Origin of the sequence: Streptomyces durocortorensis (genome assembly GCF_031760065.1) — a bacterium.
Taxonomy (GTDB): domain Bacteria; phylum Actinomycetota; class Actinomycetes; order Streptomycetales; family Streptomycetaceae; genus Streptomyces.
Window position 1 is genome coordinate 792250 of record NZ_CP134500.1, and the last position, 12405, is coordinate 804654.

The window sequence follows — 12405 nt, forward strand, 5'->3', positions numbered from 1 at the left end:
GGCGAACGCGGGCGAGGTCCGTCCTGCGTCAATAAACGGCGCGAGCCTACTACCGACGCGGAGACAACTCGAAGACACGTCCGGATGATTTTCAGCCGTTCGCACTGGACTTGATCATGAGTTGTCCCGGTATTCCGGGAGATGAAATTCGCGAAAGCGACAGAGGATCCCGACCGGACCGATCAGGACCGGCACGCATCAGTGGCTGGAATTCTTCGATCCGTGACGTTCCGTGCCGTGCGGGCGCTTTCCAGGGGAATCTTCGGGACGAGTGGTTCGTCCATATGTACGGGGAAGCGCGCAGTGGGGGCGTGCGCGGCGGGGCGGACGCGGTCCGCCCGCGTAGAACCGGCGCAAGCCGGGCAGCCACCCTGAAGTCGGACAGTGGTGGGGAGTTGAAGGGCCTTGAGCACGCAGGAGCGCGGGAGCGCTGGAGTTGCGGGAGTACCGGGAGTACCAGCGGCCGCGAAATCGGCAGCCGCGAACGGAGCGCGGGTTCCGCGGCAGTTGTGGGTGGAGGAGCCTGCGTCGAAGCGGCGTATGCCCGATGCGGTGCGGACGGCGGCCGTGCGTGCCGTTCTGATCATGTCGCTGACGATCATCCAGGCGATGGTCGCCTTTCTGAGCACCTTGACCGGTTCCTGGCTGGCCTTCCCGATGGTGCTGAGCAGTGTCGCCAGCACGGTGGTCGCCACCTGGGCGGTGCTCGATGTGTGGGTGACCCGACAGGTGTGGAACCAGCGCCATGGCGTGGTGTCCGTGCCGAGCAGCACAGCACGGCAGATACGCCGCGAGCGGCGCCGGGCCCGGCGGGCCGAGCGCGCTGCCCAGCGGGACGGCACGGGCGGCGGTATACCGGCCCGCCGGAACACCGGCGATCTGTCCCGCGCCTGATCCAGCGATACGGTCCGGGCCGGCCCTGGCCCGGGCCTCACTGGGCGACCTGTCCTTGGTCTCTCCCGGAATTCTGTCCCCGGGCCGGGCGACCCGTCCCCGGGCCTGTCCGGGCGACCCGCATCCGGGCCTGGGCCCCGCCCTTTTGGCGGGGCCGGCCCGGCGGTCTACTTGCCGGGGTGGGCGTCCGGCTCCTGGGCGGTGGTCTGTTCGCTCCGCTTGAACATGCGGGTCGCCGTGATCTCGCCGTGGACCGTCTCCCCGTCCGGGTCCTGCTGCGGCAGACCGGGGCGCAGGTGCTCCTCCACACTGATGTACTTCAGCCCGGCCCGCAGGTCGGCATCGTTGCGCAACCGGATGACCAGCGGGAATTCGGCGAGCGCGGTCGTGTCGAAGAGCCCGGTCGTGTACAGCAGCTGCACTCCCAGCGCATCGGAGACAGCGCGCTGGAGCTCCAGCAGATAGGTGGCGTTGGCGCGGCCGATCGGGTTGTCCAGGAAGAGCGTGCCGGCGTGGCGGTGGCGGTCGCGGCCCCGGTCGTTGCTGCGCAGGGCCGCCATCGTGCAGTAGAGGGCGATGGCGGCGGTGAGCAACTGGCCGCCGGAGAAGACGTCGCCCATCTGCCCGACCGGGACCCGCTCGGCGCGGAGCACGGCGTCCGGCTTGAGGATCTCCACCGCGATGCCCTTGGGGCGCAGTGCCGCCTCGACACCCCGCAGAAGCAGGGACATGCCGTCCCGGCGCAGGTCGGAGTTCTTCTTGAGGGCGGCGTGGGTGGCCTCGTCGATGACCTCGCCGAGGCGTTCGGTGAGGGTGGCCTGGTCGGGCTCCTCGAAGCGGATACGCAGGAATTCCTGCCCGGACCACTCTCCCAGTCCTTCGGGGAGCTGGGACAGCCGCTGGGCGGAACGCAGGGTGGTGAGCGCCGACTCGACCAGGCCGCGCAGCCGGTCGACGATCGAGTCGCGGTTGCGTTCCAGCTGGATCAGTTCGTCGGTGAGGACCCGGAGCCGCGGGGCGAAGGCGTCGGCCCACTTCTGCGCGTGCTCGGGCAGTGCGGAGGCGGGGAGCTCCCGGATCTGCTGGCGGGCCGGGGTGCGGACCTGCTCGTAGCGGGTGGAGTTGGCGTGCCGGACGAGGATGTCGCTCGCTTCCCGGACGGCGCTCTCGGCGGCCGAGAGGTCGGCGTTGCAGCCGCGCAGGGAGCGGCGGGCCTCGGCGGCAGACTGCCGGGCCTCCTCCAGGGTCCCGGGGTACGGGTCGGGGGACTCGGTGCCGTCCTCCGCGCCGTGGTCGCGCAGCAGGTCCCGCAGCAGGGCCGCAGTCTCGTCGAAGCCGCCCGCGGAGTCCTCGGCGGTGCGGTGGGCGTGGAGCAGCTCGCTGTGGGCGGCGCGGGCGGTGTCCAGGGCGGCGGTGGCGGCGGCCAGCTCGGCGGTGGCCGTACGCAGGAAGGTCTGGGCCTGTTCGGCGTCGTCCGGGACGAGCTCGTCGGACAGTTCGGTGTGGTGGGGGCGGTCGTCGTCGGGGGCGAGCCGCTCGGCCTCGCCACGCAGCCGGCCCAGGTGTTCGCTGGCGGTGGAGGCGCGGGTCTCCAGGAGCTGGACGTGGGATTCGGCGCGGGCGACAGCGGACTGGCGGGACGGGCCGTCCGCGCCGTCGGTGCCTTCCAGGAGCTGGGCGGCGCGGGTGCGGACCTTGTTGGTGAGGCGGTCCAGCTCGGCGAGGGCCGCGCTCTCGTCGCTCTCGGCACGGGCCTGCTCGGCGCGCAGGTCGGCGCCGACGCCGACCTTCTCGTACAGCTGGGAGGCGGCTCGGTACGCCTCGCGCAGGGTGGGCAGGGCGGTGCGGGCCCTGCTCTCGTCGGCCTCGGGGAGGACTTCGGGGACTCCGGCGATCTCGGCGCGCTCGGCCCGCAGGGCGCGGGCGGTGCGGCGGGCGTCGTCACCGGCGCGCTGGGCAGCGCGGCGGTCCTCGTCGGCGGCGCGGGCGAGGTCGAGGCAGACGGCGGCCCGTGCCTCGGACTCGGCGGCCTCGTCGACCAGTTCGCGCAGGCGGGCCCCCCAGCCCGCCCGTTCCCGCAGCCGGAAGGCGAGTCCGGCGAGCGCGTCGGCGGCGCGGCGGGCCCGCTGGGCGGCTTCCTGGCGCTCGTCGCGGACCCGGGCGGTGTCGGCGGCGGCCTCTTCGGCCTCGGCACGGGCGGTGCGGGCCTCGGTGAGGACGGCCTCGGCACTCTCGGCGTCCGTACGGGCACGGGCGGCGGCCTCGGCCAGCTCGCCGAGCATGCCGGGCGGGCAGTCGGCGCGCCAGGAGCCGATGCGGGCGGCGAGGGCGCGGTCCCCGGAGAGGCGGGCGGCGAGGGTGCGGATGTCCTCGTCGCGTGCGGCGGCACGGCTGCGCAGCGCGTGGCGTTCCTCGTCGGCGGCGTGTTCGTCGTGCATGGCCGGGTTCGGCGGGACGAGGAAGACGCCTTCGTTCTGCGCGTCGGAGCCGGTGCCGGGGGCCGGGACGGGGGCGAGGAGCGCGGCGGCGGTACCGACGGCCACGGTCGAGCGGGGAAGCAGGGCCGCACCGCCGAGGACTTCGCGGGCGCGGGTGTGGGCGTCGGGGTCGGTGATGACGACGCCGTCGACAAGCTCGGGGCGGGCGGCGAGGACAGCGGCGTGGTCGGCCGGGTCGACGGCCTGGGCGAGATAGCGCCAGCCGGGCAGGGCGGGGATGCCGTGCTCGCCGAGATATTCGACGGTGGCGAGGACGTCGGGGCCGGGGGGCAGCAGCCCGCCCTCGCCGAGGGCGCCGAGGATACGGGCGTCGTCGGCGGCGGCGGTGCGGAGGTCGAAGAGGCGGCGCTCGGCGGCGGTGACGGACTGGTCGAGGAGTTCGCGCAGTTCGTCGGCGCTGCGGTCGAACTCCTCGGCGCTGAGCGGCTGGCGGTCCTGGACGGCCTGGTCGGCGAGGGCGACCGCGCGGTCCGGGGAGGCGTCGGTGCCGGGGCCCGAGCCGTCGCCTTGGCGGGTGGGGCCCGTGCCGTCGTCGCTCTGCGGGCCGGGCCGGGCGGCACTCCGCCCGTCAGGTCCGGTCTGCTTGTCGGCGGCTTCCCGGCGGGGATGCGGGACGCCGGTGGCGGCGGGCAGGCCGAGCAGGTCGGCGAGGCGTGGGTCGGCGGCGATGGAGGCGGCCGAACGCAGCTCGTCCTCGTAACTCTGCTCGGCGGCCTTGGCCCCGTCGGCGGCGCGGGCGGCGGCCAGTTCGGCGCGGCTCTCGGCGGCGGCTGCTTCACGGGCGGTGTCGGCGGCGGTGCGGGCGGCCTCGCGGGCGGTGTCCCAGGCGGCGACCGCGGACTGCTCGGCGTCGTTGGCGGCGAGGGCGGCACGGGCCGGGTCGGCGTCGGGCGCGGTGTCGTCGAGCCAGCCCGCCCGGACCGCCTCTGCGGTTTCCTGTTCGACCTCGGCGAGGCGCTGGCGCAGGTGTCCGGCCTCGCTGCGGGCACGCTGGGCCTCGGTCGCGGCGACTGTGGCGTCCCGGTGGGCGCGTTCGCCGGTGGCCTGGAGGGTGTCGGAGCGCTCCTCCTCCTCGTTGGCGACGCGCTCGCCCTCCTCGGCGGCGGCGTGCAGGGCGCGCACGAGGTCGGTGGCGGCGGCGGTGCGGGCTGCCAGGGCGGGGGCGGCGTCGCGTTCGGCCTCGCGGATGGCGGCGGCGACCCTGGCGGAGCGGTCGGCGGCGGCGCGGTGGCGCAGGACGGCTTCGGCGGCCTGCCAGGCGGCGTGCAGGGTGCGGGCCTCGACCAGCTCCTTGCGTCCGGCGGCGGCGCTCTTCTCGGCGGCGGTCAGGGCCAGCGAGGCGTGCCGGTAGGCCAGTTCGGCGGCGATCAGGGCGCGACGGCCGCGGGTGGTCTCGGCCTCGGTGACGGTGTGGGCGGCGGCGGTGACCCGTTCGGCCAGCTCGGCGGTACGGCCGCGCTCCTCGGCGGCGCGGGCGGAGAGGCGGCGGGCGAGGGTGCGGGTGCGGCGTTCGGCGCCCGCGTGGATGTCGCGGGCTCGGGCTCGGGTGTCGGTGGCCCCGACGATCCGGCCGAGCAGGTCGACGGAGCCCGCGGTGAAGTCGCGTTCGGCGGTGAGCTCGGCGCGGCGGCCCAGCTTGTTGCCGAAGCCGCTGACGAGGTCGGCCAGGCCGTCGGTGTCGCGGGTGTCGGTGACGGCGCGGAGCAGCAGGTCGGTGAAGTCGGAGTCCTTCTTCACCGCGAACAGCCCGGCCGCCTCACCTTCGTCGGCGTTCATCTCGCGCTGGTAGCGGAAGAGTTCGGGGTCGAGTCCGAGGTCGCCGAGGTGTTCGTTCCAGCGGTCGTGGATCTCTTCCCAGTGCACGTCGAGGTGCTGGTAGAACTTGCCCGCGTCCATCAGGGCGTCGCGGAAGCCCTTCATGGTGCGGCGCCTGCCGCGCGCCCCGGAGACGCCTTCGGCGGGGCGGCCGACGGCGGAGGCCTCGGCGACGGGCAGGCTGTCGAGGCTGAGCCCGGGGCCGGGGCGGAACGAATACCAGGCCTCGGCGAACTTGCGCGGGTCGTTGGAGACCTGCCGTCCCCGCCACTCGCTGACCTTGCCCACGACGACGCACTCGCCGGTGAGGGTGTGCTGCCACTCCAGGGCGACATGGCCGCAGTCGTCGGCGAGCAGGAACTTGCGCAGCACGCCGGAGCTGGCGCCGCCGAGGGTGTTGCGGTGGCCGGGGAGCATCACCGAGAAGATCAGCTTGAGCAGGACGGACTTGCCGCCGCCGTTCTCCAGGAAGAGGACGCCCGCGGGGGCGGGGCGGCGGGGCGGGCCGACCGGCTCGTCCTCGAAGAACTCCGCCTGGGCGGGGGCCGGGCTGGGGACGGGTGCGCCGACACCGCGCAGGTCGAGGACGGTGTCGGCGTAGCGCGCACCGGCAGGTCCGATGGAATAGAGGCGGACCCGGGACAACTCGTACATGGCGGCGGACTCTCGTCGTTCGGTGAGCGGGGGTGGAGCTGGGCGGTGCGGCGGGGGCGGGTGGCGCGGGTCAGGAGTGGAAGGGCAGGCCCTCGTCGGCGGCCAGCTCCAGGTCGTCGGGGTCGGAGGGCGGCAGCAGGGTGGCGGAGCCGTCGGTGACGGGGACGACGCCGAGCTCCAGCAGTTCGGCCATGGCGGCGCTGCCCGCCATGTCGCGGACCTGGAGCTGATAGCGGGCGGTGGTGCGGTAGGCGCCGCCCGCGTCGTCGCCGGTGCGCTGGAGGAAGCCGGAGTCGGTGAGGAAGGCGACGGCCTTGCCGATGATGCCGGTGGTGGACCCGGCGAGCCTGCGGGCGTCCTTGGTCGCGCCGGTGGCGCTGCGGCGGGCGTAGATCCGCCAGCCCGCTTCGAGGCCGGGGGCGTCGGAGACCGGGTCGGTGTTGTCGCCCTGCTCCTCGGCGCGCTCCTCCAGCCGCCGGCAGGCCTGGCGTACGAAGGCGTCGACGCCGTTGACCGTGATGCGGCCGATGTAGGCGTCGTCCGCGAGGTCCTCGGGGCGGGGGAAGGCCAGGGCGGCGACGGCGAGATGGGCGAGGCCGTGCAGGAAGCGGTCGGCGGCGTCGGAGGAGGCGCGGCGGGCGTAGTCGCCCATGCGGACGGCGAAGACGGAGTCCTCGGCGGCGGTCACGGCCATCCCGGCACGCGGGGAGACCTCCAGGACGATGAGGCCGAGACCGGTGGCCACGGCGTCGGCGAGCCGGGCGAAGGCGCTCTCCTCCCGGTAGCGGCGGAGCAGGTCGGCGTACTCGGCATCGCGGGCGGGCAGCAGCTTGGGCTGGAGCCCGAAGGAGACCAGGCGGGCGGCGTCGGCGGCGTCGGCCGGGGTGACGGGTGTCTGGCCCGTGGGCTCGGCTCCGTGCGGATGCTCGGGGTCGCCCGCGTACGGGGCGGAGGGACCGGCGTGGGCGGCCGCGGGACCGGTGTACGAGGAGGAGGGACCGCCGTGCGCGGCGGAGGAACCGGTGTACGGGGAGGAGGAACCGGCGTGCGCGGCGGTGTCGGTCCACGCCTCGGGGTGCTCGGCCTCGTGGTCGCTCACGGCTGGGGCTCCTCGGTACGGAAAGGGTGCGGGTGCGGGGACGGTGGAGAAAGGTGCGGGCAAGGTACCGGGCCGGTCATGACGCCTCCTTGCGGTCGGCGGCCATCCCGACCGCGTCCAGCAGGGCGGTGCCGACTATCAGGTCGGCGCCGCCGAACTCCGGGTCGTCCAGCTCGGTGCCGTCGTCGACGGCGAACAGCAGGCGCCGCTCGCCCTGGCGGTAGGCGGTGCCGACCGGGGGGCTGGCGGCGTGGACGGCAAGGAGGGCGACCAGGTAGGGCAGGTCGGCGTCGCCGCCGCGGCGGGCTTCCGCGAGCAGTCCGGAGAGGCGGCGCGGGGCGTCGTGCTCCAGGTCGAGGAGGGTCATCGCGCGGGCGAGCTGCTCCTCGCTGAAGCGGCTGTCGTCCGGGGTGGCGATCAGATCGGGCTCGGGCATCTCCGCGCCCAGGTGCTCGCGCTCCAGCGGCGGGGTGAGGAGCATCTCGACCAGGTCACCGACCCGGACGGAGGCGGGGGTGCGCAGTCCGGTGCCGTGGGCGAAGAAGGCGTCGGTGGCCCGGGTGGACTGCTCGACGGGGAGCGGGAGGAGCGGGGCGAGGAGCTGACCGTACAGATCGAGGCCCGCGTGGGCGGTGGGGGGCGCGAACGCCTGGCGGTCCTGTTCCGCGCGGAACAGGGGGCCCGCCTCCAGAAGGCGGGACTGGAGCTGGGTGTGGCGGCGAATGCAGTCCTTGACGATGTCGACGAGCTCGGCGGCCCGGCGCTTGTGCTCGGGGTCCTCGGCCTCGTCGCGCGCCTTGCGGATGTTGGTGAGGATCGCGTTCTCGTGGCGATAGCGGTCGGCCACGTGGTCCAGGGCCTCGGCGATCATGTCCGGGACGGTGTGGAGCCAGTCGACGGCGCGGACGTTGCGCCGGGTGGCCTCCAGGGTGCGGCGCAGGGTCTCGGCGTACTGCACGGTGCGGTAGCGGGCCTGTTCGGCGGCGAGTTGGGCATCGGCGAGGCGGCCCCGGCTGATCAGGACCTCCAGCTTGACCTCGGCGGCGATCTGGGCGCTGGTGACATCGGTGTCCAACGCGCCGACCAGGACGTTCACCGCTTCGTCGGTGGCGCGGAGGTAGACCGTGCCGCCGTAACCCGGGACCTCCTCGATCAGCTTGAAGTCGTAGTCCCTGCGGACGTAGACGCCGTCGGGGCCGAAGGTGCCGTAGACCGCGCGGAAACCGCGGTCGACGCTGCCGACGTTGATCAGGTTCTCCAGAACCCAGCGGGCGACCCGTTCGTGCTCGGCGACGGGCCGGTCCGGTGCCTGGGCGCCGACGCGGGGCAGCAGCCTGGCCACTATCTGGTCGTGGTCGGCCCCGGTGTCGAAGTCCATGTTGAGCGTGACGTGGTCGATCGCGGCGAGGGCGACCTCCGCCATGGCGTAGACCGTGTACTCACCGGCCAGATTCGCCTTGCGCACGTCGAGGTCGTGCAGCGGCGCCGTGCATGCGAGCGCGCGCAGCCGCCGCGAGAGCCCCTCGTCGGCGGCCGGGCCCGGGGCGGGCCGCGGCCCCGCGCTGAGCTGCGGCGCAGCGGTGTCCGTGTTGGCAGGCGATGTCACGTGGGACAGATTAGGTCCTCGCACTGACAACGGTCGAAACGGCGCTAATGCGACCGGCTCCGGGCAGCGGTCCGGCCCGCCGCGGGCCCGTATCCGCCGCCGCCCGGTGTGCGCACCACGAGCACGTCTCCGGCCTCCAGTTCGGCGGTGTCGCAGCCCTCCAGCGGGACCCTCCCGCCGCTCGCCCGCTCGATGTGCTGGCTGCCGAGCGCCCCGGGTTCCCCGCCGCCCGCTCCGTACGGCGGGACCCGGCGGTGTCCGGAGAGCAGCGCCACGGTGACGGGCTCCAGAAAGCGGATGCGGCGCTCGACCCCGTGTCCGCCGTGCCACCGCCCCGCTCCCCCGCTGTCCTCCCGGACCGCGAAGGACTCCAGGCGGACCGGCAGCCGCCACTCCAGGATCTCGGGGTCGGTGAGCCGGGAGTTGGTCATATGCGTCTGTACGGCATCGGCGCCGTCGAAGCCGTCGCCCGCTCCGGAGCCGCTGGCCACCGTCTCGTAGTACTGGACGTGATCGTTGCCGAAGGTGAGGTTGTTCATGGTGCCGGAGCCCTCGGCCTGTCCGCCGATCGCTCCGTAGAGGGCTCCGGTGACGGCCTGGGAGGTCTCCACGTTGCCCGCCACGGTCGCCGCCGGGTAGGCGGGGTCGAGCATCGAGCCGGGCGGAATGGTCACCTCCAGGGGCTTGAGGCAGCCGCTGTTGAGCGGGATGTCCTCGCCGACGAGGGTGCGGAAGACGTAGAGGACGGCGGCCATCACGACCGAGCGGGGGGCGTTGGCGTTGCCGGGCTGCTGGGGCGAGGTCCCGGTGAAGTCGAGGCGGGCGCCGCGCGCGTCCCGGTCCACGCTCAGCCGTACCTGGATCACGGCCCCGCTGTCCGTCTCGTAGCGGCAGGCTCCGTCGTGCAGCCGGGCGACGATACGGCGTACGGACTCCTCCGCGTTGTCCTGGACGTGGCCCATGTAGGCGTCCACGACGTCCGCCCCGAACTGGTCGGTCATGCGCCGCAGCTCGGCGATGCCCTTCTCGTTGGCGGCGATCTGGGCGCGCAGGTCGGCGAGGTTGGTGTCCGGGTTGCGGGAGGGGTGCGGGGCGGAGGTGAGCAGTTCGCGGGTCTCGGCCTCGCGCAGACGGCCGTCGCGGACGAGGAGCCAGTTGTCGAAGAGCACGCCCTCCTCGTGGATCGTCCGGCTGAAGGCGGGCATGGAGCCGGGGGTGATGCCGCCGATCTCGGCGTGGTGGCCGCGCGAGGCGACCAGGAAGCGCAGCCTGCGACCGTGGTCCCCGTCGGGAGCCCGCTGCCCGTCTCCCTCGTCGAACACGGGCGTCACCACGGTGACATCGGGCAGGTGGGTGCCCCCGTGGTACGGGTCGTTGACGGCGTAGACGTCGCCGGGCCGCAGGGTGCCCTCGTTGCGCCGCAGGACCTCCTTGATGGACTCGCCCATCGAGCCGAGGTGCACCGGGATGTGCGGCGCGTTGGCGATCAGGTTGCCCTCGGCGTCGAACAGGGCGCAGGAGAAGTCGAGACGCTCCTTGATGTTGACGGAGTGGGCGGTGTTCTGCAGGCGGACGCCCATCTGCTCGGCAATCGACATGAAGAGGTTGTTGAAGACCTCCAGCATCACCGGGTCGACCCGAGTACCGACGGCGGTGCGTTCGGGGCGGGGGCGGCTCCGGGTGAGGACGAGGTGTCCGGTGGCGCGTGCTTCGGCCTGCCAGCCGGGGTCGACGACCGTGGTGGCGTCGTCCTCGGCGACGACGGCGGGGCCGCTGACGGTGTCGGCGGTGCGCAGGTCCGTGCGGCGGTACAGGGGCGTCTGCCGCCACTCACCACCGGCGTACATGGGCACGGTGTCTGCCGGGCGCGGCGAGGCGTCGCGGGGACCGGTGCCGGCCGGAAGCGCCGGTGTGTCGCGCGGCCCGGGGTCCGTGGCGGCTCCGGGCCCTGGCTCGTCCGCGGACCCGGAGCCGGCGGCCGCCCCCGCCGCCCCCGTCGCCTCCACTGACACCGTCTCCACCACCACCGGCTTGTCCATCGTGAAGCCGAACCGGGCGCGGTGGGCCGCGCCGAACTCCTCCGCCATGGCCGCCGTCGTGCCCAGGGCCACGTCGAGCGCCGCGTCCGTGCCCGCGTACCGCAGCAGCACCCGGGCCCGCGTGGTGATCGCGGAGTCCGGCACTCCGTCGGCGCGCAGCGCCTCGCGGGTGCGGTCGGCCAGCTCCGCGCAGAGCCGTTCCACGTGCTCCCAAGCGGCTTCGTCGAGCTCCTCCTCCACCGATTGTTCGCGCATCGCGGTGGCGTCGGCCAGGCCGATGCCGTACGCGGAGAGGACCCCGGCGAACGGGGGGACGAGGACGGTGTCGATGCCCAGGGCGTCGGCGACCGCGCACACGTGCTGGCCGCCCGCGCCGCCGAAGCCGGTCAGCGCGTAGCGGGTGATGTCGTGGCCGCGCTGTACGGAGATCTTCTTGACGGCGTTGGCCATGTTGAGCACGGCGATCTCCAGGAAGCCCGCCGCCACCTCCGCCTCGTCCGGTCGCCGTCCTGTGGCGCGCCCCACCTCGTCGGCCAGCGCCCCGAATCGTTCACGCACCAGGTCGGCGTCGAGCGGAAGGCCGCCGTCCGGACCGAAGACCGCGGGGAAGTGACCGGGCTGGACACGGCCGAGCATCACGTTGGCGTCGGTCACGGTGAGCGGGCCGCCCCGGCGGTAGCAGGCGGGGCCGGGATCGGCTCCGGCCGAGTCGGGGCCGACGCGGTAGCGGCTGCCGTCGAAGTGGAGTACGGAGCCGCCGCCCGCCGCGACGGTGTGGATGCTCATCATCGGGGCGCGCATCCGGACCCCGGCCACCTCGGTGCCCAGCTCCCGTTCGAACGCGCCGGCGTAGTGGGACACGTCGGTGGAGGTGCCGCCCATGTCGAACCCGATGACCCGGTCGTACCCGGCCCGCTGCGACGTACGGACCATGCCGACGACGCCGCCGGCGGGTCCGGAGAGGACGGCGTCCTTGCCGCGGAACCGGGCGGCCTCGCGCAGACCGCCGTTGGACTGGAGGAACATCAGCCGGATGCCGTCGAGTCGGGCGGCGACCTCGTCGACGTACCGGCGCAGGACGGGTGAGAGGTAGGCGTCCACCACGGTGGTGTCGCCACGCGGGACGAGCCTGATGAGGGGGCTGACCTCGTGGGAGGTGCTCACCTGCGTGAACCCGGCCTCGCGGGCGGCCTCGGCGAGGGCCTGTTCGTGGGCGGGGTGGCGGTAGCCGTGCATCAGGACGACGGCGGCGCTGCGCAGGCCGTCGGCGTACGCGGTGCGCAACCGCTGTCGTACGGGGCCGAGTTCGAGGGGCCGCACGGTGTGCCCCTCGGCGTCGATGCGTTCCGGGACCTCGATCACCCGCTCGTGGACGGCCTCCGGCAGGACGATGTGCCGGTCGAAGAGCCGGGGGCGGTTCTGGTACGCGATCCGCAGCGCGTCCCGGAAGCCTTCGGTGATCAGCAGGACGGTCGGCTCGCCGCGCCGCTCCAGCAGGGCGTTGGTGGCGACGGTGGTGCCCATCCGGACGGCGGCGACCCGGTCGGCGGGCACCGGTTCACCGGGCTCCAGGCCGAGCAGGAGGCGGATTCCGGCGACGGCCGCGTCGTCGTAGCGTTCCGGGTCGTGGGAGAGGAGCTTGCGGGTGACCAGGCGGCCGTCGGGGCGGCGGCCCACCACATCGGTGAACGTGCCGCCCCGGTCGATCCAGAACTCCCAGCGTCCGGTCATGGCGCCATTCTGTGCCCGTGGGCGGGAGACCGCAGGCACAGAAGGCGCCCGCCGGTCCCCACGCCCGCG

5 protein-coding genes are annotated in these 12405 nt (G+C 74.1%); 1 reads left to right on the top strand and 4 read right to left on the bottom strand.

What is annotated here, in order from left to right; all coding sequences use genetic code 11:
• Nucleotides 1-540: 540 nt before the first annotated feature.
• A complete protein-coding gene (locus RI138_RS03370; protein WP_096632621.1) occupies nucleotides 541-894 on the top strand; it encodes a hypothetical protein in 354 nt (117 codons plus the stop codon).
• Between the two features lie 167 nt (nucleotides 895-1061).
• On the opposite strand, the gene RI138_RS03375 is transcribed toward RI138_RS03370, so the two are convergent.
• From RI138_RS03375 to RI138_RS03390, 4 genes are all read right to left on the bottom strand, one after another.
• On the bottom strand, nucleotides 1062-5861 hold the full coding sequence (locus tag RI138_RS03375; RefSeq protein WP_311118709.1) for a hypothetical protein: 4800 nt from the start codon (nucleotides 5859-5861) through the stop codon (nucleotides 1062-1064).
• 70 nt (nucleotides 5862-5931) lie between these two features.
• Nucleotides 5932-6960, bottom strand: coding sequence for a hypothetical protein (locus tag RI138_RS03380; RefSeq protein ID WP_311118710.1), 1029 nt, complete (start codon nucleotides 6958-6960; stop codon nucleotides 5932-5934).
• A 76-nt stretch (nucleotides 6961-7036) separates the two neighbouring features.
• Nucleotides 7037-8566 carry a hypothetical protein gene (locus RI138_RS03385; protein WP_311118711.1) on the bottom strand — a complete coding sequence of 510 codons (1530 nt, stop codon included), beginning with the start codon at nucleotides 8564-8566 and terminating at the stop codon, nucleotides 7037-7039.
• 44 nt (nucleotides 8567-8610) lie between these two features.
• On the bottom strand, nucleotides 8611-12336 hold the full coding sequence (locus RI138_RS03390) for a hydantoinase B/oxoprolinase family protein (RefSeq protein ID WP_311118712.1): 3726 nt from the start codon (nucleotides 12334-12336) through the stop codon (nucleotides 8611-8613).
• Nucleotides 12337-12405: the final 69 nt, after the last annotated feature.